The sequence below is a fragment of the Bradyrhizobium sp. WSM1743 genome (assembly GCF_000473065.1).
In the GTDB taxonomy this organism is placed as follows: domain Bacteria; phylum Pseudomonadota; class Alphaproteobacteria; order Rhizobiales; family Xanthobacteraceae; genus Bradyrhizobium.
The window spans coordinates 171,611-192,960 of the sequence record NZ_AXAZ01000010.1 but is presented as its reverse complement, the minus strand read 5'-3'; the positions used below and the strand labels follow the sequence as shown (position 1 = coordinate 192,960).

At 65.4% G+C, this 21,350-nt stretch carries 18 protein-coding genes and 1 pseudogene; 5 read left to right on the top strand and 14 right to left on the bottom strand.

Features of this window, described 5'->3' with window-relative positions:
- Positions 1 to 145, top strand: a pseudogene (locus tag YU9_RS47530) (IS701 family transposase); the annotation flags it as partial.
- 212 nt (positions 146 to 357) lie between these two features.
- Here YU9_RS47530 and YU9_RS0108905 read toward each other — a convergent pair.
- The 4 genes from YU9_RS0108905 to YU9_RS0108890 form a co-directional block, all read right to left on the bottom strand.
- Entirely contained in the window at positions 358 to 1,254 is an 897-nt protein-coding gene (locus YU9_RS0108905; RefSeq protein ID WP_027572491.1) for a TauD/TfdA family dioxygenase, read from the bottom strand.
- 264 nt (positions 1,255 to 1,518) lie between these two features.
- Entirely contained in the window at positions 1,519 to 2,802 is a 1,284-nt protein-coding gene (gene ispG / locus YU9_RS0108900) for a flavodoxin-dependent (E)-4-hydroxy-3-methylbut-2-enyl-diphosphate synthase (protein ID WP_027572490.1), read from the bottom strand.
- 12 nt (positions 2,803 to 2,814) lie between these two features.
- Complete coding sequence (locus YU9_RS0108895) at positions 2,815 to 3,768, bottom strand: DMT family transporter (RefSeq protein ID WP_027572489.1); 954 nt, start codon at positions 3,766 to 3,768, stop codon at positions 2,815 to 2,817.
- A gap of 35 nt (positions 3,769 to 3,803) precedes the next feature.
- Complete coding sequence (locus YU9_RS0108890; protein WP_027572488.1) at positions 3,804 to 4,298, bottom strand: Fur family transcriptional regulator; 495 nt, start codon at positions 4,296 to 4,298, stop codon at positions 3,804 to 3,806.
- A gap of 156 nt (positions 4,299 to 4,454) precedes the next feature.
- Between YU9_RS0108890 and YU9_RS0108885 the strand changes: the two genes are divergently transcribed.
- Genes YU9_RS0108885 through YU9_RS0108875 form a run of 3 tightly spaced genes read left to right on the top strand, consistent with a single transcriptional unit; the run spans position 4,455 to position 7,662 of the window.
- Positions 4,455 to 4,937 (top strand): MarR family winged helix-turn-helix transcriptional regulator, encoded by a 483-nt coding sequence (locus YU9_RS0108885; protein WP_027572487.1) that lies wholly within the window; start codon positions 4,455 to 4,457, stop codon positions 4,935 to 4,937.
- Entirely contained in the window at positions 4,930 to 6,093 is a 1,164-nt protein-coding gene (locus YU9_RS0108880) for an HlyD family secretion protein (RefSeq protein ID WP_027572486.1), read from the top strand. Before YU9_RS0108885 ends, YU9_RS0108880 begins: the two co-directional genes overlap by 8 nt.
- A 12-nt stretch (positions 6,094 to 6,105) precedes the next feature.
- Positions 6,106 to 7,662 carry an MDR family MFS transporter gene (locus tag YU9_RS0108875; protein WP_027572485.1) on the top strand — a complete coding sequence of 519 codons (1,557 nt, stop codon included), beginning with the start codon at positions 6,106 to 6,108 and terminating at the stop codon, positions 7,660 to 7,662.
- A 181-nt stretch (positions 7,663 to 7,843) separates the two neighbouring features.
- Here YU9_RS0108875 and YU9_RS0108870 read toward each other — a convergent pair whose 3' ends face one another.
- From YU9_RS0108870 to pcaF, 5 genes are all read right to left on the bottom strand, one after another.
- Positions 7,844 to 8,908, bottom strand: coding sequence for a phosphotransferase (locus YU9_RS0108870; protein WP_027572484.1), 1,065 nt, complete (start codon positions 8,906 to 8,908; stop codon positions 7,844 to 7,846).
- A 75-nt stretch (positions 8,909 to 8,983) separates the two neighbouring features.
- Entirely contained in the window at positions 8,984 to 10,672 is a 1,689-nt protein-coding gene (locus YU9_RS0108865) for a methyl-accepting chemotaxis protein (RefSeq protein WP_027572483.1), read from the bottom strand.
- A gap of 362 nt (positions 10,673 to 11,034) precedes the next feature.
- Entirely contained in the window at positions 11,035 to 11,637 is a 603-nt protein-coding gene (gene pcaG, locus YU9_RS0108860) for a protocatechuate 3,4-dioxygenase subunit alpha (protein WP_027572482.1), read from the bottom strand.
- A complete protein-coding gene (gene pcaH, locus YU9_RS0108855) occupies positions 11,638 to 12,339 on the bottom strand; it encodes a protocatechuate 3,4-dioxygenase subunit beta (protein WP_027572481.1) in 702 nt (233 codons plus the stop codon).
- 205 nt (positions 12,340 to 12,544) lie between these two features.
- Positions 12,545 to 13,753 carry a 3-oxoadipyl-CoA thiolase gene (gene pcaF, locus YU9_RS0108850; RefSeq protein ID WP_027572480.1) on the bottom strand — a complete coding sequence of 403 codons (1,209 nt, stop codon included), beginning with the start codon at positions 13,751 to 13,753 and terminating at the stop codon, positions 12,545 to 12,547.
- 215 nt (positions 13,754 to 13,968) lie between these two features.
- Here pcaF and mutS point away from each other — a divergent pair, with 215 nt between their 5' ends.
- Positions 13,969 to 16,707, top strand: a complete 2,739-nt coding sequence (mutS, locus tag YU9_RS0108845; protein ID WP_027572479.1) for a DNA mismatch repair protein MutS — start codon at positions 13,969 to 13,971, stop codon at positions 16,705 to 16,707.
- A gap of 96 nt (positions 16,708 to 16,803) precedes the next feature.
- Here the strand turns inward: mutS and YU9_RS0108840 are convergent, their stop codons facing one another.
- The 5 genes from YU9_RS0108840 to YU9_RS0108820 all read right to left on the bottom strand — a co-directional run bounded on the left by YU9_RS0108840 (position 16,804) and on the right by YU9_RS0108820 (position 21,202).
- Positions 16,804 to 17,604, bottom strand: coding sequence for a hypothetical protein (locus YU9_RS0108840; protein ID WP_027572478.1), 801 nt, complete (start codon positions 17,602 to 17,604; stop codon positions 16,804 to 16,806).
- Positions 17,605 to 17,781: 177 nt separating this feature from the next.
- The gene (locus YU9_RS0108835) at positions 17,782 to 18,291 is read right to left on the bottom strand and encodes an OsmC family protein (RefSeq protein ID WP_027572477.1); all 510 of its coding nucleotides are present in this window, start codon (positions 18,289 to 18,291) and stop codon (positions 17,782 to 17,784) included.
- Positions 18,292 to 18,345: 54 nt separating this feature from the next.
- Positions 18,346 to 19,131 carry an ABC transporter ATP-binding protein gene (locus YU9_RS0108830; RefSeq protein ID WP_027572476.1) on the bottom strand — a complete coding sequence of 262 codons (786 nt, stop codon included), beginning with the start codon at positions 19,129 to 19,131 and terminating at the stop codon, positions 18,346 to 18,348.
- 4 nt (positions 19,132 to 19,135) lie between these two features.
- A complete protein-coding gene (locus YU9_RS0108825) occupies positions 19,136 to 19,981 on the bottom strand; it encodes an ABC transporter permease (protein WP_027572475.1) in 846 nt (281 codons plus the stop codon).
- 249 nt (positions 19,982 to 20,230) lie between these two features.
- Positions 20,231 to 21,202: an aliphatic sulfonate ABC transporter substrate-binding protein gene (locus tag YU9_RS0108820; RefSeq protein ID WP_027572474.1), complete on the bottom strand. Its 972-nt coding sequence runs from the start codon at positions 21,200 to 21,202 to the stop codon at positions 20,231 to 20,233.
- Positions 21,203 to 21,350 lie beyond the last annotated feature (148 nt).

Below are 21,350 nucleotides of genomic sequence, written 5' to 3'. Positions count from 1 at the left end.
CGCAACCCTGTGCATCGCAGCCTACGGCTTCCTGATCGCCGAGCAGGCGACGATTCCCCCCTCAGGACCTCGTTCCGCCCCGTCGGTCCAGGTCCCTCCCTTACCCGACGATTACCGACCCAGAGGTTCCGCCCGCGCGGCCTGAACGCCATGTCCCGAACTCGATCGCAACCATGCACGCCCGCTTGCTTCGGGCGCTCATCAAGACCTTGCCGCGATGTCCGTGCTGTGGCGCCCGCGAAGCATCAAATGGACGTCGACGCCCATGACGCAGTAAGATTAGCGCAGCGTAACCCACCACTTATCTCGCCGCGATAGAACTGGCGGATTACGCTTCGCTAATCCGCCCTACGCCTTTTACACCGGCCGCTCCCCCTTCACCGTCACGCGCGTGCCCGAGCGCGTGTGCGGCCAGTAGTCCCACATCGCACGGTGCTGGGTGCAGCGGTTGTCCCAGAACGCGATGGCATTCTCGGTCCAGCGGAAGCGGCACTGGAACAGCGGGTTCTCGGCGTGCTGGTAGAGATAGGCAAGCATCGCATCGCTCTCGTCGCGCGGGATGCCGTTGATGTGGCGGGTGAAGCCGCGGTTGACATAGAGCGCTTTCCTGCCGGTGACGGGATGCGTGCGCACCACGGGATGCTCGGCATGCGGATAGGAAGGGCGGTCGGCGACACCATAATTCGCATAGAGCCCGCGATAGATCGGCTCGCCGTCATGCAGCGCGGTCAGCCCGTCGAGATAGGCTTTCATGCGGTCCGACAGCGCCTCATAGGCCGCATACATGTTGGCGAACAGCGTGTCGCCGCCGCGCGGCGGGCACTGCTTGATGTAGAGGATCGAGCCCATCGGCGGCTCGAGGTCGCAGGACACGTCGGAGTGCCAGCCCTCGCCGTTGGCGCGCGGCGAGTTCTTGTCGGCGTAGATCTTCATCAGCGCCGGATCTTCGTCCTCATGCGGTGCGGCCGGATGGAAATGCAGCTCGCCGAACTTGCGGCCGAAGGCGAGATGCTGCTGCGGCGTGATGTGCTGGTCGCGGAAGAAGATGACGAGGTTTTCGGCCAGCGCACGGTGGATCTCGTCCATCTGCCGGTTGGAGCGGGTGTCGCCGTCGACGAGCCTGCCGATATCGACGCCACTGATTTCCGCGCCGATGATCGGCGTGAGCTTTTCGACTTGAAGCGTCTCGTATGGCGCGCCGTCCTCAGCCGTGTGGCGGTAGCGCGGCCCCTGCTTGCCGGCGAGTGAGCTCATGGCGTGTCTCCCGATCATTGTTGATTGAAGACATCGTAACGCGCGCAGTGATGGATGTGCAATCTGCACCGCAAACACAGCCGTCGTCCCGGACAAGCGCAAGCGCCGATCCGGGATCCAACCACAGGATTGGGTTTGGCGAAGACTCGGAGTGGCAGTCCGTCGTAACCACAGGACCCTGTGGTTATGGGTCCCAGATCGGCGCGCGCTTGAGGCGCGCTTGTCCGGGACGACGGCGAAGTATGAGGCCCGAGCGGAGTAAAACTACTCCGCCGCGGGCGCCGGCACCTTGGCGCCCTGGCCGTAGCGCTGGTCGATGTAGTCGATCACCAGCGCCTTGAAGTCGGCGGAGATGGTCGGGCCGCGCAGCGTGCGGAACTTCTTGCCGTCGACGAACACGGGCGCGGCCGGCGCTTCGCCGGTGCCGGGCAGGGAGATGCCGATATTGGCGTGCTTGGATTCGCCGGGGCCGTTGACGATGCAGCCCATCACCGCGACGTTGAGCTCCTCGACGCCAGGATACTTGGTCTTCCAAGTCGGCATCTCGTCGCGGATGAAATCCTGGATCGAGCGCGCCAGCTCCTGGAACGTGGTCGAGGTGGTGCGGCCACAGCCTGGGCACGCCGCAACCAGCGGCACGAAGGTGCGGAAGCCCATGGTCTGGAGCAGCTCCTGGCCGACCTGCACCTCACGGGTGCGGTCGCCGCCGGGCTCCGGGGTCAGCGAGATGCGGATGGTGTCGCCGATGCCTTGCTGCAAAAGGATGCCGAGCGCAGCCGAGGACGCCACGATGCCTTTCGAGCCCATGCCGGCCTCGGTGAGGCCAAGATGGATGGCGTAGTCGGAGCGTCTGGCGAGATCCTGATAGACCGCGATGAGGTCCTGCACGGCCGAAACCTTGGCGGAGAGGATGATGCGGTCCTTGGGCATGCCGAGCTCTTCGGCGCGCGCGGCCGAGAGCAGCGCGGACTGCACCATGGCCTCGCGCGTCACCGCGCGCACATCGCGCGGATTGGGTGACGCTGCGTTCTCGTCCATCAGCTTGGTCAGCAGTTCCTGGTCGAGCGAGCCCCAATTGGCGCCGATGCGCACCGGCTTGTTGTTCTTGTTCGCGATCTCGATGATGTCGGCGAACTGGGTGTCGCGCTTGTCCTTGAACCCGACGTTGCCGGGATTGATGCGGTATTTGGCCAGCGCCTCGGCGCAAGCCGGATAGGCCGCGAGCAGCTTGTGGCCGATATAATGGAAGTCGCCGATCAGCGGCGTCGTGATGCCGCGCTTGGCGAGGCCGTCACGGATGTGCGGGACGGCGGCCGCGGCCTCCTCGCGGTCCACGGTGATGCGGACCATTTCGGAGCCGGCGCGCGCAAGCGCTGCGACCTGGGCGATGGTGCTGTCGACATCGGCGGTGTCGGTGTTGGTCATCGACTGCACGACGATCGGCGCACCGCCGCCGACAGTGACGTCGCCAACCTTGACCTGGGTGGTTCGGTGCCGGGGCGCCGGGCCCGCGATGTCGGAATCGATGTTGTTTTCGAGCTTGTTCATGGGGTCCAAATATCAGGTTTTGGTGACGTTCAGCAATGCATCGCGCGGCGCCGCAGCCGTATGGCTCGGACGGTTAACCAGAAAAAGCCCAGCGATTACAAGGAGGGCAGCAGCCCCGAACGCCAAGCTTAGCGTGTCGTGCATGATGAAATAGCTACCCACCACGCCAAACAAAGGGGTGATGAAGGTAAAAGCGGACAATTTGCTGGCCGAATATGCCTTCACCAGCGCGAACCAAAGCGTGAACGTGGTTCCCACCACCCAGATCGCCTGGAACGCCATCAGCCCGAGCGACAGCGGCGCCGGCATGCGCGTGATGGATTCGCCGAACAGCCAGGCCGCCATCCCCAGAATCGGGATCGATGTGGCGACCTGATAGCCCAGCGCCTTCTCGGGCGCGGCGAAGCGCAGCCGCGTGCCCTTGGCTACCAGGGTCGTCGCGGCCCAAAGCGCGGCGCCGCCGACCACCAGGAGATCGCCGAGCAGAACATGCGAATCGACATTGGGCTGCGGCACGCCGATCGCCAGCGCAACGCCGGCAAAGCTGATGGCTAAGCCCAGCCATTGCGAGCCGCCGAGACGCTCGCCGAGCACCTGGTAGGAGCCGAGCGCGACAAAGAACGGGGCGGTGTAGAGGAACACGACCGCGCGAGAGGCGGAGGTGAGGCGCAGGCCCTGGAAAATCAGCACGAATTCGATGCCGAACATCAGCCCTGCGATCAGGCCGGCCTTCCAGGTGCCGTCACGCTCGAAGAATTTCACGCCACGCAGGGTGCCGATGATGAACAGCACCGGCAGCGCGCCCATCGAGCGGATGGCGGCCTGGAGCATCGGCGGGATGTCCTGCAGCACCAGCTTGACCGCGATCTGGTTGAACCCCCAGGTCAGGCACAGCATGAGCATCAGGGCGATGGCGCCGGCGCTCAGAGGACGGCCGGCGGACGGTATGGCTTGAGGTGCGGACATTTCTTCCTGAAATCCGGCTTTGCGCCGTTGTTGCTTTAAGACATTTTCTGACAATGGGCGCAGACGCCCGTGATCTCCACCACAGACAGCTTGGGTGCGAAGCCTGAATTGCGCGCCGCGGCGTTGAGGTCCTTCGCAAAGGATGCCGACGAAATCTCGCCGACCAGGCCACAACGCTCGCAGATCAGGAACGCCACCGCCGAGGTCGCGTCGTGGTCATGGGCGGCACAGGCCAGATAGGCGTTGCGGCTCTCGATGCGGTGCACGAGGCCGTTGGCCATCAGGAAATCGAGCGCACGATAGACGGTGATCGGCGCCGGCCGCGGCATCGACTTGGCGAGCTCGTCGATCACCTCATAGGCGCCGAGCGGGCGGTGGCTGGAGAGCAGCGCTCCCAGCACCTGACGGCGAATTGGCGTGAATTTCTGCGCACGCTGCTCGCAGACCGCCTCGGCATGCGCGAGTGCATCCGCGGTGCAGCGGCGGTGATCGTGATCGGGCGCGGGAAATGCCGGCTTTGCGAGTGTCATGCGGCCTACCTTCTAGCATTTCGGCGGCGGAACCCAAAGCGCGACCGACCCGGCGGCTGTCAGCCATGCTTATCCCGCGGGACAGCGTCTTGCTAACGCGCCATGAAATAATCATAAGCTTGCTTATTATATTCAAGCTTATTGGAGATAGAGTTCATGACCCGCGGGTCGGTCGATCAGAATTTCCTGTTCACGCTTGGCGAGCTCTACCGCCTGCTGCGCGTCTATGCGGACAAGGAAGCCTCGCGCTTCGGCATTACCCGCGCGCAATGGGCGGTGCTGGCGAAGGTCGAGCGCAGCGAAGGGATGAAACAATCGGAACTCGCCGAGCTGCTCGAGATGCAGCCGATCACGCTGACGCGGCTGATCGACAAGCTTTGCGACAGCGACTGGATCGAACGGCGCAGTGACGCCTCGGACCGCCGCGTCAAACGTCTCTACCTGAAGAAGGCCGGGCGGCAGCTGCTCGGCAAGATGAGCGGCCTGAAATCGGAGCTGACCGCGAACGCACTCGACGGCATCAACCCGGCGGACGCCCACCGCCTTCTCGTCCAGCTCGAAACAATCAAGGAAAACGTGCGGACCGCGATCCAGACCAGCGGCGCGGAACAAGCGCGTAAGGAGCAGCGCTATGGCTGATCAGGTCCTCAAATTCCAGCCCGAGCAGAAGAGCGACGGCGGCACGCCGACCAAGAAGGCCGGCACCGATCCGCGCCGCCGCTTGGTGGCGGGCCTGCGCCGCTATCGCCGTTTCCTGCTCCTGGTCGTGCTGCCTCTCATCGCCGCCATCGGCGGCCTCACTTTCTATCTGCAAGGCGGCCGCTATGTCGGCACTGACGATGCCTATGTCGGCGCGCAGAAGGTGCTGGTGACGCCCGATATTTCCGGCAAGATCCTGAAAGTCGTCGTGAAGGAAGGTCAGGTCGTCAAACGAGGCGACGAGCTGTTCGAGATCGACCCCGTTCCGTTCCGACTGGCGGTAGATGAAGCCAAGGCGCAGCTCGCGCAGGCCCGCACGACCTATGACAACCTCGTTGCCAACATCAAGATCTACGGGGACATGCTCAATCTCGCCCAGCAAGGCGTCGAGCTGAAGCAGCGCGACGTCGAGCGCAAGCAGGCCCTGGTGAAGAACAATTTCGGCTCGCAGCTCGATCTCGACAACGCATCGAATGCGCTGGTCACCGCGGGCGCGCAGGCGCAGTTCATCAAGCAGCAGCTCTCCAACGCCAAGACGCAATTGCTCGGCGATCCCGCCTTGCCGCTGGAGCAATTCCCGCCCTATGCGCAGGCGAAAGCCAAGCTAGACGATGCCCAACGCAATCTCGACCACACCGTGCTGCGCGCGCCGATGGATGGCGTGGCGACGCAGGTGGAGCAGATTCAGCTCGGACGTTTCGTCGCCGCCGGCACACCGGTGTTCTCCATCATCGACGTCGCCCATCCCTGGGTCGACGCCAATCCGAAGGAGAGCGACCTCACCTATGTCACCGAAGGCCAGCCCGTCACGCTCGAGGTCGATGCGTTCCCGAACCACGTCTTCAAGGGCAAGATCGGCTCGCTCTCGCCGGGCACCGGCGCGCAATTCGCGATCCTGCCGCCGCAAAATGCCACCGGCAATTTCGTCAAGGTAGTGCAGCGCGTGCCGATCCGTATCTATTTCGACGAGACCGACAAATATGTGCGGAAGCTGAAGGCCGGCATGAGCGTCTATGCCACCATCGACACCGGCCATCGGCGCTCGCTGGCCGGCCTGTTCGGCCTGTCGGCGACTGCGGGCCAGGACAAGGACTAAGGATCTGCCACGATGTCCGGCCCCAACGCCAGCCTGATGGTCCCCGGCCTGCGCCGGAACATGGTGACGATCTGCGCCATGACCGCGACCATCATGCAGGCGCTGGACACCACCATCGCCAACGTCGCGCTGCCCTACATGCAGGGCACGCTGTCGGCCTCGCAGGACCAGATCAACTGGGTGCTGACCTCCTACATCGTTGCTGCCGCGATCATGACGGCGCCGGTGGGCTGGATCGCCAACCGCTTCGGCCGCAAGCGCATCTTCATCATCTGCTCGGCAGGCTTCACCATGGCATCGGTGCTGTGCGGCCTCGCGCAGGACATCAACCAGATGGTGCTGTTCCGCCTGCTGCAAGGCGTGTTCGGTGCCGCCCTGGTGCCGCTGTCGCAGTCGGTCATGCTCGACTATTACACGCTCCAGGAACGCGCCAAGGCGATGTCGATCTGGGGCATGGGCGTGATGATGGGCCCGATCATGGGGCCGTCTCTCGGGGCCTGGCTCACCGAGACCTATTCCTGGCACTGGGTGTTCTTCGTCAACCTGCCGTTCGGCGCCATCACCGTGCTCGGACTGATCGTCTTCATGGACGAAACCGAGAAGAACCTCAGCCTCAAATTCGACTGGTTCGGCTTCGCCGCGCTGGCGATCGCGATCGGCGCGCTGCAGCTCGCGCTCGACCGCGGCGAGCAGCTGGGCTGGCTCGAATCGAACGAGATCGTCGCGGAATTCATCGTCTCGGCCGTCGCCTTCTATTTCTTCCTCGCGCACTCCTTCACGACCTCGACGCCGTTCATCCGCTTTGCGCTGTTTCGGGATCGCAACTTCGTCACCGGCTGCGTGTTCATGATCGTGATGGGGCTCGTGCTGTTCTCGACCATGGCGCTGGCCTCGCCCTACATGCAGAACGTGATCGGTTATCCCATCATCACCGCTGGGCTGCTGCTGGCGAGCCGCGGTTTCGGCACCTTCTTCGCCATGATGCTGGTCGGCCGCATGATGCGCTATTTCGAGGCGCGCACGCTGATCATCGCGGGCCTGACGCTGACCGCGGGCTCGCTGTTCCAGATGACCGGCTGGACCGACCTGACCCAGGTGCCGGAGATCGTCACCGTCAGCGTCATCCAAGGCTTCGGCTTCGGCCTCGTCTTCGTGCCGCTCTCGACCGTAGCGTTCCTGACCTTGTCGAACGAGCTGCGCACCGACGGCACCGCCATGCTGACCCTGATGCGCAACGTCGCAAGTTCGGTCGGCATTTCCGTCGTCATCGCCGAGCTGACGCAGGGGACGCGGCGGACCTATGCGATCCTCTCCGAGCACGTCAACCCGTTCAACCACGCGCTGCAGATGCCCAGCGTCAGCGGCCTGATCAATCTGTCCACCGACGCCGGCCGCGCCATGGCAGACCGGATGGTCAGCGTGCAGGCGCAGATCATCGCCTTCGCGCATGACTACCAGCTGGTGATGGTCTTCATCCTCTGCACCATCCCGCTCGCCTTGCTGATCGGCTCGACCAAGGCCACGCTGCGCAAGCAGGCGGCGGGGCCGGAGCATGCGGTGATGGAGTAGCCGCTGTCGTCCCGGACAAGGGTAAGCGCAGATCCGGGACCCATGACCACAGGAAGCCGTAGTTACGGCGACTCGGAGCTACCAGCGTCACGCAACGACTTCTTCCTGGGAGTATGCGTCCCGGATCGGCGCGCACTTGAGGGTGCGCTTGTCCGGGACGACACCGAATTTGTGGTGCCGCCTACCCCAACAACTCCTCGCAGCCCAGATCCTCGACCGCCATCATCACCCGCTCCAGATTATTCCACCAGATCAACGGCGGGATGTTGATGCTCCACTGCCAGACTGGCCTCGTGATCTGCCAGAGCACCGCCCAGCGATAGTCGCGATCGAGCGCACCGCGCGTGTAGCCGGTGATGCCGCTTTCCATCAACGTGTCGTGGTAGAGATTGAGCAGCAGCCGCTCGAGCGCCTGCCGGCGTTCCGGATACCAATGCATGGCCATCATATAGGCGAGGTCGTGGGTCGGAACGTTGATGCTCCAAAGGTCGAAATCGAAGATGCGCACGGTATCGGCAACGCCCGCGCGCGGCAGCAGGAAATTCCAGACATGAGCATCGCCATGCGTGATGCTGAGGTGACGGCGTGAATGGTAACGCTGGGACAGCCGCTCCGACCGATCGATGAGGCGACGGTAGAGGATCCGCCGCTCCTCGCTGAGGCGATTGCCGAGAAGGTCGGCAAAGCGGTCATAATGGCCCGCAAACGTCTCCATGCGTTGCGCGCCGTCCTCCGTGCTCGCCCAGGTACCGACGGTGTCGCCGAGGCTCGGATGGTCCCACCAGGCTGCATGCCAGCGCGCGAGCGTGGTGACGATGGCGAACGTCTGCTCGCGCGACGGCGGCACCGGCCAAGCCATCGCGATTTCGTGGCTGTCGGTGAGGTCCTCGAGCAGCAGATGCCAGGTGAGGCTGTGCTCGTCGAAATGGCCGTCAAAGCAGCGCGGCACGAGCCCCGGCGGCATCTTCGGCGCGAGCTGGGTGTAGTAGTCCACCTCGCGCCGGCCGCCATTGGCGAGGCCCTCGGCGAAGGCGGAATTGGGAGTCTTCAGAATCAGCGACTGCGGGGCGCCGGCGGATTCGCCGACATAGCGCAGCCCGAGCCTGACGATATGTGACACGACGGTGTCACGCTGGTGCAGCACCTTCACTTCGCGCACGGCGCCGGCGTCGAGCACGCCGCCCCTGCGTAGCGCGGCCGTCAGTCGGGCGGGCTCAACGACCGCCGGCAATTGTGGAGATGTCATGAACCACGATGCCCCTGTCCCGCGCCATACTGCACGATCACGCCCCCGGGCACCAGCGGCCGGCCTGATGCGGGATCAAGCCGCGGCGGTGGAGTCCCGTACGGTCCGGACCACGACCGACCGCAGCTGTTCGAGATTGGCCGCCATCCCGGCGATCGCCTGCCTCACGTCCGCGGCGCGCTCGTTGACTGAGGCGGCATCGCGACTGACATTGCCGATCTTGGCCGAGACCTCCTTCGCCGCAGAGGCTGATTCGGAAATCGACCGCGCGATCTCCCTCGTCGCGGCATCCTGCTCTTCCATCGCAGCGGCAACCGAGGTCGCCACGCCGTCGATCTCGACGATGTGGCCTCCCATGGCCTCGACGGCGTCGACCGCGGCCTGCGTCGAGGTCTGGATCTCGGCAATCAGCCGCCCGATCTCCTCGGTGGATTTGGCGGTCTGGTCGGACAGGGATTTCACCTCGGCGGCGACCACCGCGAAGCCGCGGCCGGCTTCACCGGCGCGCGCCGCCTCGATCGTCGCGTTGAGCGCGAGGAGGTTGGTCTGGCCTGCGATGCCGCCGATAAGGTCGGAGACCTCGGCGATCTTCTTCACTGATCCCGCCAGCGCCTGAATGGTCGAGCGTGCCTGCTCGCGGCCGGCGACCGCAGATTTGGTGACGGTGCTGGTCCGCGCGACCTGGCCCGCGATCTCGCGGATCGAGGCGCTGAGTTCTTCGGCCGCTGCCGAGACGGCCTGCGAGCTGCCGAGGGCCTGCGTGGAGGCCGCCGCGACTGCCTGCGACTGCGCAGAAAGCGACTTCGCGATCTCCGACAGGCCGGACGCGGCCCGCTCGACGCCTTGGGTCGCAGAAGTCGCGGTATCGACCGAGCGGCCGGTCTCGCGCTCGACCGTTTCGGCCATCTGGTGCAGGGCGGAGCGCTTGGCAAGCGCCGCCTCCTGCTCCTGCCGCAACTGCTCCTCGCGCAGACGGGAATTCTCGACCGCCGCCTGCTTGAATACCAAAAGCGCGCCCGCCATCGAGCCGACCTCGTCCTGGCGGTGCGCGAAGGGAATGTCGGCGGCGAGATCGCCGGTCGCGAGCTTCTGCATCGTGTCGGTCATGCGCACGATCGGACGCACCACACCGAGGGCAACACCGAGCAGGCCAGCGGCAATGAAGGCCAGGACGGCGGCGGAGACGCCGAGGAGAATATAAAGAATGGAGCTGTCGCGGTCCGCGGCCAGCTTCTCCATGGCGGCGTTCTGCTTGTTGGCGCTCTCGACGATGCTGTCGATGACGGTGCGATGCGCGGTATAGGCGTCCTTGAGCTGGGCGTAGGCGCGCTCCGACGCAGCCGTGTCCTTGGCCTTGAGGGCCGGCAAGAGCTGTTCGGATGCCTTCCAGAATTTCTGCACCTCGGCATCGGACTTCGATACCAGCGCGGTCTTGAGGTCGGCCGAGAGGCTGGAGGAGACCCAGAACGCCTTGCGTTCGTCGTAATCCTTGCGGAGCTGGATCAGGCGTTCGCCATGGGCCGCCAGCTGGTCCGGCTCGCGCATGGCCAGCGTCGCCTCGAGATACGCCTCAATGACGTATTCGGGCGGCGGCAGGATGTCGGCGATCAGGTCGTTGCCGAGCTTGATGTCGGAATAGAGTGGGCCGCCGACCTTAAGCTCACGCAGGGCGTAGAGACTGGTGGAAACGACCGCAGTAAAGCCGATGGCAAGAACGATCCCGAACGCAATGATCGCGGAGGACAACGAGAGGCGAAATTTCATGAAAATAATCCAGGGCGCGCGATGAATTCGCATCGACCCTAGACCACGGTGGTAAATACGGCATTGCGTCCCGCAGAAATTGTATCGCGCGGACACCGGAAAACTACGGGAAACGGTACTTCCGCCGTCGTCCCGGACAAGCGCGCCTCAAAGCGCGCGCCGATCTGGGACCCAACCACAGGATCGAGCTTAGCGAAGAGTCGGGGTTACCATTTCGCACCGCAACGGCGCCCTGTGGCTATGGGTCCCGGCCCCCCCGTGCGCAATTGCGCACTAGGTCGGGACGACAGCGAGATTGTTGCGCGTCCGTCGCGCCTCACCTCTTCCAGGGACGATGAGGGTTGCTGACAGCCAGTCCTCCGTCACATCTCGAAGAATACCGTCTCGTCGTCGCCCTGAAGCCGCAGGTCGAGCCGGTAGACCGGCTTGCCGGCCTCGCGCACCGCGGTCAGCGTGGCCCGGCGATCAGCCGGCACCAGCGCCAGCACGGGATCGGCGGCGTTGCCGGCCTCGTCGCTGAAATAGATGCGGGTGTAGAGATGCCTGAGCATGCCGCGCCCGAACACCGCGAGCAGGATGTGCGGCGCCTGCGGCTTGCCGTCGGGATCCGGCACCGCGCCCGGCTTGATGGTCTCGAACGCGTAGTTGCCGTCCTTGTCGGTGCCGCAGCGGGCAAAGCCGCGGAAGCTCGCATTCGGCAGCGCACGCTTGTCCTGCGGGTCGGCGAAGCGACCCTGCGCATCCGCCTGCCAGATCTCCAGCATGACATCGGGCACGGCGATGCCGTCGCCATCGAACACGCGGCCCTCGATGCGGATGCGGTCGCCAGAGACGTCGGGGGTCAGCGTCGAGTTGGTGAACGCGTCGTTCCAGGCGTACTCGCCGTTCGGCGTCAGGCCGTATTTGAAGAACGGACCGACCGTCTGCGATGGGGTGATACCGTCAGGCTTCACAGACTCTTGCACTTAGTGGTTCTCCATGGGGGTGGCATCCTTGCCGCGCAGCACGATGTCAAAGCGGTAGCACAGCGCCCATTCGGGTTTTGTGTTCTCGAGATCGAACGAGGAGACCATCCGCGCCCGCGCCTTCTCGTCCGGAACCGAATTGAAGATCGGGTCGAACGGGAACAAGGGATCGTTCGGGAAATACATCTGCGTCACGAGGCGGGTGACGAAGGAATGGCCGAACACCGAGAGATGGATGTGCGCAGGCCGCCACGCGTTGTGGTGATTGCCCCAGGGGTAAGCGCCGGGCTTGATGGTGACGAAGCGGTAGTAGCCGGAAGCATCGCTCACGGTGCGGCCCGCGCCGGTGAAATTCGGATCGAGCGGCGCCGGATGCTGATCACGGACGTGAACGTAACGGCCGCAGGAATTGGCCTGCCAGATCTCGATCAACGAGTTCGGCACGCCGCGGCCGTCCTCGTCGCGCACGTGTCCGTGCACGATGATGCGCTCGCCGATCGGCTCGCCACTGTGTTGAGTGGTGAGATCGTTGTCGCCCTCGCGCACGGTCTCGTGGCCGTAGACCGGGCCGGTCAGCTCCGACAACGTATGGCGCATCGGGATCAAGGGCTTGTTCGGCGCGCGCTTGATCGAGCTCTTGTAGTCGGGCGACAGCGGCAGCGGATGCGCCTTGTTGCTGTCGACAGGATAAATGAATGTCATGGCGAACTCCTCCCCGGCCATTGTGGTTCGGCCGGTCAACGCTTCCGCCAATCATTATAGGATATAACTAATTTGGGGAAGCGGGTTTCGAGACCCCATGCCCCTTGTCATTCCGGGATGGTCCGAAGGACCAGACCCGGAATCTCGAGATCCCGGGTTCAGCCCTGTCGGGCTGCCCCGGGATGACGAGACGCCGTGCGTCTCGTCAATTCAGCTTCTCGATCGCGACCGCGACGCCCTGGCCGACGCCAACGCACATGGTGGCGAGCGCCAGCTTGCCGCCACGCTTTTCCATGCCGTGGACGGCGGTGAGAGCAAGCCGCGCGCCGCTCATGCCGAGCGGATGGCCGAGCGCGATGGCGCCGCCGTGCGGATTGACGAAATCGGCATCGTCGGCGACGCCGAGCTGACGCAGGCAGGCGATGCCCTGCGAGGCGAAAGCTTCGTTCAGCTCGATCAGGTCGAAATCACTGATCTTCTTGCTGAGACGCTCCATCAGCTTGCGGGTGGCCGGAACCGGACCGATGCCCATGATCCGCGGCGGCACGCCGGCCGAGGCGAGGCCGAGGATGCGCGCGCGCGGAGTCAGGCCATGCTTCTTCACCGCGGCTTCCGACGCGAGGATCATCGCGGCGGCGCCGTCATTGACGCCGGAGGCGTTGCCGGCAGTGACAGTACCGGGATTGCGCACGATCGGCTTCAGCTTGGCAAGGCCCTCCAGCGTGGTCTCGGGGCGCGGATGCTCGTCCTTGTCGACCGTGATCGGGCCGGCCTTGCCGCCGGGAATGGTGATCGGGGTGATCTCCTCGGCGAAATAGCCGGCTGCGATCGCGGCGCCGGCGCGCTGCTGCGAGCGGATGGCGAAGGCGTCCTGGTCGGCACGCGAGACCTGGAATTCCTCGGCAACGTTCTCGCCGGTCTCGGGCATCGCGTCGACGCCGTACTGCGCCTTAAGCAGCGGATTGATGAAGCGCCAGCCGATGGTGGTGTCGAAGATCTCGGCCGAGCGCGAGAAGGCTTCCTGCGCCTTGCCCATCACGAACGGTGCGCGGGTCATCGACTCGACGCCGCCGGCAATAGCGAGCTCGATCTCGCCGGAGCGGATGGCGCGGCCCGCGGCGCCGACCGCATCAAGGCCGGAGGCGCAGAGCCGGTTGAGGGTCTGGCCGGGAACCGAGTCCGGAAGACCTGCCAGCAGCAGCGCCATACGCGCGACATTGCGGTTGTCCTCGCCGGCCTGATTGGCGCAACCGAAGAAGACCTCATCGATCTGCGCGCAATCGAGATTGGGGTGCTTGGCCATCAGCGCCTTGATCGGGGCGGCGGCGAGATCGTCGGCGCGCACCTTGGCGAGCGAGCCGCCGAAGCGGCCGATCGGGGTCCGCACGGCATCGCAGATAAAGACGTCACGCATCGTTGTTCTCCCTGAATGCCGCGATCCGGCCAAATTCTTCAATGTCGGCGGAGTTTTAGGAGGGCGCCCGCGGCAGGTCAATTGACGGTTTCGCGCGGGATTCGAGGGGCGCACACGCTCTCGGCGCATGCCGCCGTGCGGACAGCGTGGAAAACCTCCTCTCTCCGGCCAAACCGATAGGAGCAGGTGCCGAAATTTTGTAGGTTGCGCCGCCCATGACCATGCAACAGCCGATACCCGTACCGCCGCCCGACGAAGCGCCCGCACCGCAGACGGAAGCTGCCGCGCGCGTGACGCCGATGATGGAACAGTATCTCGAGATCAAGGCGGCCCATCAGGGTCTGCTGCTGTTCTACCGGATGGGCGATTTCTACGAGCTGTTCTTCGAGGACGCCGAGATCGCCTCCAGGACGCTCGGCATCGTCTTGACCAAGCGCGGCAAGCACCAGGGCGCCGATATCCCGATGTGCGGCGTACCGGTCGAGCGCTCCGAGGATTATCTGCATCGTCTCATCAGCGCCGGCCATCGGGTCGCGGTGTGCGAGCAGACCGAGGATCCTGCGGCAGCGAAAGCGCGCGGCAACAAGAGCGTGGTGCGTCGCGGCGTGGTGCGGCTGGTCACCCCGGGCACGCTGACCGAGGACACGCTGCTGGATGCGCGTGCCAACAATTACCTGCTGGCGATCGCGCGCGCCCGTTCGTCCGCCGGCGGCGATCGCTTCGGCCTCGCCTGGATCGACATCTCGACCGCCGAATTCATGGTGACCGAGGTTTCGGGCGGCGAGCTCGCGGCGACGCTGGCACGCATCAACCCGAACGAGGCCATCGTCACCGACGCACTCTACAATGACAGCGAGCTCGGACAGACCTTGCGCGAGCTGCCGGCGGTGACGCCGCTGACCCGCGACGTCTTCGACGGCGCCACCGCCGAGAAGCGGCTGTGCGACTACTTTGCCGTCGCGACCATGGACGGGCTCTCCCAGCTCACGCGCTTGGAGGCCACCGCCGCAGCCGCCGCCGTCACCTATGTCGACCGCACCCAGGTCGGCAAGCACCCGCCGCTGTCGCCGCCCGCGCGCGAGGCCTCGGGCGCGACCATGGCGATCGATCCGGCCACCCGCGCCAACCTCGAGCTGACGCGGACGCTCGCGGGCGAGCGCCGCGGCTCACTGCTCGACGCGATCGACTGCACTGTCACTTCCGCGGGCTCGCGCCTGCTGGCGCAACGCCTCGCGGCACCGCTGACGGATGCGCCTGCGATCGCGCGCCGCCTCGACGCGGTCAGCGCCTTCGTTGCCGATTCCGCGGCGCGCGAGGACATCCGCAGCATCCTGCGGGGCGCGCCCGACATGTCGCGCGCTTTGGCTCGTCTCTCGGTCGGTCGCGGCGGGCCGCGCGACCTCGCCGGCATCCGCGACGGCATCATCGCTGCGGACCAGGTGTTGACGCGGCTCGGCGAAATCGATCAGCCGCCGCAGGAGATCGCGGCGGTGATGGCGGCGCTGCAACGGCCATCGCGCGCGCTCGCATCCGAATTCGCCAGCGCACTCGACGAGCAGCTGCCGCTGATCAAGCGCGACGGCGGCTTCGTTCGCCAGGGCTATGAGCCCGCGCTCGACGAAGCGCGGAACCTGCGTGACGCCTCGCGCCTCGTGGTCGCCTCGATGCAGGCGCGATACGCCGACGACACCGGCGTCAAGGCTCTGAAAATTCGCCACAACAACGTGCTCGGCTATTTCGTCGAGGTCACCGCGCAGCACGGCGACAAGCTGATGTCGCCGCCGCTGAACGCCACCTTCATCCATCGCCAGACGCTGGCGGGCCAGGTGCGCTTCACCACCTCCGAGCTTGGCGAGATCGAAGCCAAGATCGCCAATGCAGGTGACCGCGCACTGGGCCTCGAACTCGAAATCTTCGAACGGCTCTCCGCCAAGGCGCTCGAGATCAGCGACGATCTGCGTGCCGCGGCGCAGGGCTTTGCGCTGCTTGATGTCGCGACGTCGCTCGCCAAGCTCGCCGTCGACGAGAACTATGTCCGACCCGAGGTCGATGGCTCGCTCAGCTTCGCGATCGAGGCCGGCCGCCATCCCGTGGTGGAGCAGGCCCTCAAGCGCAACGGCGAGCCGTTCATCGCCAATGCCTGCGACCTGTCGCCGGCTCCTGGCCAAAAATCCGGCCAGCTCTGGCTGCTGACCGGCCCGAACATGGCCGGTAAATCGACCTTCCTGCGCCAGAACGCGCTGATTGCGCTGCTGGCGCAGATCGGCAGCTTCGTGCCGGCCACTCGCGCGCGGATCGGCATCGTCGACCGCTTGTTCTCGCGCGTCGGCGCCGCCGACGATCTCGCCCGCGGCCGTTCCACCTTCATGGTGGAGATGGTCGAGACCGCGGCAATCCTGAACCAGGCCGGCGAGCGCTCGCTCGTCATCCTCGACGAGATCGGCCGCGGCACCGCGACCTTCGACGGCCTGTCGATTGCCTGGGCCGCGATCGAGCATCTGCACGAGAGCAACCGCTGCCGCACATTGTTCGCGACGCACTACCACGAGCTGACCGCGCTCTCGGCAAAACTGCCGCGCATGTTCAACGCCACCGTGCGCGTGAAGGAGTGGCAGGGCAACGTCGTGTTCCTGCACGAGGTGCTGCCGGGCTCGGCCGATCGCTCCTATGGCATCCAGGTGGCCAAGCTCGCCGGCCTGCCGCCGGCGGTGATCACGCGTGCGAAGTCCGTGCTCTCCAAGCTGGAGGCGCAGGACCGCGGCCAGACCGCGCGAGCCTTGGTGGACGATCTGCCGCTGTTCGCCGTCCCCTCGCGCGCCGCCGCCGAAGCCGCGCCGCCGAGCGAAGCGGAGCTGCTGATGGAGGCGGTGAAGGCGCTGCACCCCGACGAGATGTCGCCGCGCGAGGCGCTCGATGCGCTGTATGCGTTAAGGGCGAAGCTGCCGAAGGCATAGATTAAGAGCGTCATTCCGGGATGGTTCGAAGGACCAGACCCGGAATCTCGAGATTCCGGGTTCGCCTCTTCGAGGCGCCCCGGAATGACGCCGAGACTACGCCGCCGCGATCCGCTTCCTTCGCCCGTTCCACCACAGCGTCAGGTTCCACGCGATGCAGGTGGCAAGTCCCATGCTGAGGCCGATCGCGGAGCCGAAATGGGCGGCGCCGAGATGCAGGACCGCAACCGCCATGCCAAAGCCGAGCAGCCCCCAGGCGGAGTTGGCGAGCACGGCGGCAGTCGGCGGTCCACCGATGCGCGGATGCAGGATCACCATGATGCTGGAGAACACCACGGGATAGAGCGCGATGATGCCGCTGATGCGGGGACCGACCCAGCCGGAGGTCGAGACCACGATGGCGACGAGGGTCGCGACCAGCGCGGCCCGCATCGGCACGTCGTACCAGCGGCGCGTCACCAGCGGCATCTTCACATGGCGGTAGCCCGCGAGCAGCGGAATGCAGATGCCGAATGCGACGAGGTTGGCGGCAAGGCCGGCGGTGAGCGACCAGTCGAACTGGCGGATGATCGAGGCGAGCACGATCCACACCGCGATGGCGCTTCCGACACTTACGGCAAGACTGTGCCGCTGCGCCAGCACGACATAGGTGAGGCACATGAAGATCGTCGCCGCATTGACCGGCAGGCTGGCCAGCGCGCCCTGCGCGATGAAGGCGGCGTCATGGTCGATCGCGAGGAAGACGTAGGACGGACCGGCCGAGACCGGCAGGGTCGCGACCAGCGCGCCGATCACAGGCCCGGCGCGTTCGGTGATGATCGAGGCCGTCACCACGAACGCTGCGGCGATTGCCATGCGCAGGAGCAGGAAGAGGATGAAGTGGAGGTCGAGGGACATTTTTGGCTTCTTACCCTCCCCTGGAGGGGGAGGGTCGGCTCATATGGAGCGCAGCGAAATATGAGACGGGGTGGGGTGACAGTCTCTCGACGGACATGATCCCCGAGTGGAGAGATCACCCCACCCCGCTCGCGCTGCGCGCGATCGACCCTCCCCCTCCAGGGGAGGGTCAGCAAGTCACATCCGCTGCATCGACACCGAGACCTTCGGGCCGTTCTTGATGGTCTGGTAGACCACGCAATAGCGCTCGGTGAGCTTGAGCAGCAGATCGAGCTTGTCCTGCGGCGCGTCGGTGTCGACCTCGAAGCGGAGACGGATCTCGGCAAACCCGACCGGCGTCTCCTTGTCGACGCCGAGCGTGCCGCGGAAATCGAGATCGCCCTCGGCATAGACGTTGCCGGTCTTGAGCGGCACCTCGATCGCGGTCGCGACCGACTTCAGCGTGACGCCGGCGCAGGCAACCAGCGCCTCCAGCAGCATGTCGCCGGAGCAGAGCTCGAGGCCGGAGCCGCCGGTGGCGGGGTGCAGGCCAGCCATCGCGATGGCGCGGCCGGTCTCGACCTTGCAGGCGATGCCTTCGCTGTCGGTGGAGCCCTTGGCCTTCAGCGTGATCAGTGCGGCCTTGGGATCGGTCTTGTAGCGCTCCTTGATCGGGGCCTGCATCTGGCGCAGCTCTGCAGCGTCCATTTTGTTCTCTCCCGGGAAAATCGCCTCTCGATGTACCGGCTCAGAGAGAAATTGTCACCACCACATGGCGTGACCGGGACCCTGGGTTGCGTCCCGGTCAGGCACGTTGCGGTCGAGCGAACGGTCGAGTGATGTCAGGACACTGCGCTTGAAATTCTCGAACAGCGGCGAATTGCGGTCGCGCGGGCGACCCAGATTGATCTCGATCTGGTCGAACAGCCGGCCCGGCCTTGGCCGCATCACCAGCACACGGTCGGCCAGCACCACGGCCTCGTCGACGTCATGGGTGACGAGGATGAGCGTCGGCCGCGTATCGGCCCAGAGGTCGAGCAGATGATCCTGAAGGTCGCGGCGGGTGAAGGCGTCGAGCGCGGAGAAGGGCTCGTCGAGCAGCAGCACCTCCGGCTGCGGCACCAGCGCCCGCGCGATCGCAACCCGCTGTGCCTGGCCGCCGGAGAGCTCGCGCGGCCAGGCCTGCGCCTTCTCAGTGAGCCCGACGCGCTCGAGCGCACGCGCCACCTTCTCGCGCCGCGAGATCGCAGGCAGATCGGCGAGGCCAAAGCCGATATTGTCGGCGACGCTGAGCCAGGGCAAGAGCCGCGGCTCCTGGAAGATGATGCCGATCTTGGCATGCGGCGAACTGATCGCCTCATGATCGAGCGTCACCGTGCCCGAGCTGGCGCGGTCGAGGCCGGCGATGGCGCGGAGCAATGTTGATTTGCCGCAGCCGGAGCCGCCGATGATGGCGATGATCTCGCCTACCCTGATCTCGGCCGAGAAGCGCGCCAGCGCCTCGACGCCGTTGGGATAGGTCTTGCTGACCCGGTCGAGCGCCAGCATCGCCTCAAGCTCCCTTTGCCTGCCCGAATGCGTCCTGCCAGCGTAGGAAGGGCGCGGCGGCAATCTCGATCAGCCAATCCGTGAGCTTGCCGAGGATGGCGAAGGTCACGATCGCGGCCAGGATCTGCGCGGGCTTGCCGAGCTGCTGGCCGTCGAGCAGGAGATAACCGAGCCCTTCGGAGGCGCCGATCAATTCGGCTGCGACCACGAACATCCAGCCGAGGCCAAGACCGACGCGCAGCGACACGACATAGGCCGGCAGCACCGCGGGCAACAGGATGCGGCGGATCATGCCAAACCCAGAGAGACGAAAGACGCGTCCGACCTCCACGATCTTGCGATCGACCGAGAGGATCGCGCCCATCACGCCGAGATAGACCGGGAAGAACACACCGACCGCGATCAGCGCGATCTTCGAGGTCTCGAAGATGCCGAGCCAGAGGATGAACAACGGCACCCAGGCGAGCGAGGGGATCGCGCGCAATGCCTGCACGGTCGGATCGAGCAGCCGGCGCGCCAGCGACCAATAGCCGGAGATCGCTCCCAACAGCGTGCCGGCAATCACGCCGAAGGCAAAGCCGAGACCGACGCGCCACAGCGTCGCTGCGATGTGGCGGACCAGCTCGCCGGAATGGGTGAGGTCAGTGATCGTGGTGAAGATGCGCGAGGGCGGCGGCACCAGGCGCCCATTGGACCAGCCGAGCCACACCACGAGCTCCCAGCCCAGCGCGAGCGTCAGCGGCAGCAGCAGCCCCAGCACCGGCCGCGCATAGCGCGACAGCCGCGAAGGCGCGGCGGCGCTCTCGGCTGGTTCCGAGGATCGTTGCAACACTGGAGCGTCGGAGATCATGGCCGGTAGGAAGCGCGTCTGGGGTGAGATTGCCACGGTGTTGCTAGGCTGTCAGGTGTCGTCCCGGACAAGCGCGCCTTAAGCGCGCGCCGATCCGGGACCCATACCCACAGGCAGATGTGATTACGGGGACTCTGAGTAACCGTCCTCGCGCGAAACCGCTCCCTGTGGTTGGGTCCCGGGTCTGCGCTTACGATTGCCCGGGACGACGGCGGAGTGTGGTGCGCGCGCTTGCCTCTTCCTGCCGACCTAATTCGTCGGCAGCGGAACCTGGTCGTCGATCAAGGCATCCAGCGTCGCCTTGACGTCGACCTTGGCATCGACGACACCGGCTTGCTGGAGTGCAAGACCGGCGGCGAGGATCGATTCGCGCTGGGGCGCGCCGATGCGGCTGTGGGTGAGCTCAGTGCGCTCCTTGAGCTGCTTGTCGACGACAGCCTCGGGGAGCTTTGTGACGGCGATGAAGGTCTTCTTCAGCTCGTCGTAATTCGCCAGCGAATATTTGCGCGCCTCCTCGTACACCGCGAGCACGCGGCGAGCGATGTCGGGATAGTCCTTCAAGAACTGCTCGCGCACATTGAGGATACCCCAGGTGTTGGCGTCGGCCTTGCGATAGAACAGCCTTGCGCCTTCCTCGACCTCGGCCTGCGCCATCATGGGATCGAGACCGGCCCAGGCGTCGACGTCGCCGCGGATCAGCGCGGTCTTGCCGTCGGCATGCTGGAGCAGCACCGGCGTGATGTCTTTTTCCGTCAGGCCGGCACCAAGCAGCGCTCGCACCAGGAAGATGTGCGGGTCGGTGCCGCGCGTCACCGCAACGCGCTTGCCCTTGAGGTCGGCAACGCCAGCGATCTTGGAGTCCTTGCCGGTTACCAGCGCGGTCCACTCAGGGCGCGAATAGACGTAGATCGACTTGATCGGGTTGCCGTTGATGCGGGCGACCAGCGCCGCCGAGCCCGCGGTCGAGCCGAAATCGATCGAGCCGGCGCTGAGGAATTCAAGCGCTTTGTTGGAGCCGGCCGACTGCACCCAGGTGACCGTGATACCGTCCTTGGCGAACTCTTTCTCCATGAGCCCCTTCTGCTTCAGGACCAGCGACACCGGATTGTAGGTCGCCCAGTCGATGCGGATTTCCTTGAGCGGGTCCGCCGCCTTGGCCGCGGGGGTCAATGCGAGCGCCACAGCCCCCGCCAGAAGAATACGTCGTGCAATCCCAGCCATGCTCAGACTCCTGAAAACTTCATTGTTTTTCAATGAGTTATATCTAGAGGTCAACGAGAAAATCCGCCCCTTGCCAGCGCGCGGCCCGAGAACAGATTTGCGCAAACCCGCAGCTTTCCAGCATGGAACGCCTGTTGCCAGAGAATGC

Bases quoted from the DNA above. Each gene is read 5' to 3' on its own strand.
- YU9_RS0108905 (WP_027572491.1), bottom strand. From the start codon at position 1,254: ATGAGCTCACTCGCCGGCAAGCAGGGGCCGCGCTACCGCCACACGGCT.
- ispG (WP_027572490.1), bottom strand. From the start codon at position 2,802: ATGAACAAGCTCGAAAACAACATCGATTCCGACATCGCGGGCCCGGCG.
- YU9_RS0108895 (WP_027572489.1), bottom strand. From the start codon at position 3,768: ATGTCCGCACCTCAAGCCATACCGTCCGCCGGCCGTCCTCTGAGCGCC.
- YU9_RS0108890 (WP_027572488.1), bottom strand. From the start codon at position 4,298: ATGACACTCGCAAAGCCGGCATTTCCCGCGCCCGATCACGATCACCGC.
- YU9_RS0108885 (WP_027572487.1), top strand. From the start codon at position 4,455: ATGACCCGCGGGTCGGTCGATCAGAATTTCCTGTTCACGCTTGGCGAG.
- YU9_RS0108880 (WP_027572486.1), top strand. From the start codon at position 4,930: ATGGCTGATCAGGTCCTCAAATTCCAGCCCGAGCAGAAGAGCGACGGC.
- YU9_RS0108875 (WP_027572485.1), top strand. From the start codon at position 6,106: ATGTCCGGCCCCAACGCCAGCCTGATGGTCCCCGGCCTGCGCCGGAAC.
- YU9_RS0108870 (WP_027572484.1), bottom strand. From the start codon at position 8,908: ATGACATCTCCACAATTGCCGGCGGTCGTTGAGCCCGCCCGACTGACG.
- YU9_RS0108865 (WP_027572483.1), bottom strand. From the start codon at position 10,672: ATGAAATTTCGCCTCTCGTTGTCCTCCGCGATCATTGCGTTCGGGATC.
- pcaH (WP_027572481.1), bottom strand. From the start codon at position 12,339: ATGACATTCATTTATCCTGTCGACAGCAACAAGGCGCATCCGCTGCCG.
- pcaF (WP_027572480.1), bottom strand. From the start codon at position 13,753: ATGCGTGACGTCTTTATCTGCGATGCCGTGCGGACCCCGATCGGCCGC.
- mutS (WP_027572479.1), top strand. From the start codon at position 13,969: ATGACCATGCAACAGCCGATACCCGTACCGCCGCCCGACGAAGCGCCC.
- YU9_RS0108840 (WP_027572478.1), bottom strand. From the start codon at position 17,604: ATGTCCCTCGACCTCCACTTCATCCTCTTCCTGCTCCTGCGCATGGCA.
- YU9_RS0108835 (WP_027572477.1), bottom strand. From the start codon at position 18,291: ATGGACGCTGCAGAGCTGCGCCAGATGCAGGCCCCGATCAAGGAGCGC.
- YU9_RS0108830 (WP_027572476.1), bottom strand. From the start codon at position 19,131: ATGCTGGCGCTCGACCGGGTCAGCAAGACCTATCCCAACGGCGTCGAG.
- YU9_RS0108825 (WP_027572475.1), bottom strand. From the start codon at position 19,981: ATGATCTCCGACGCTCCAGTGTTGCAACGATCCTCGGAACCAGCCGAG.
- YU9_RS0108820 (WP_027572474.1), bottom strand. From the start codon at position 21,202: ATGGCTGGGATTGCACGACGTATTCTTCTGGCGGGGGCTGTGGCGCTC.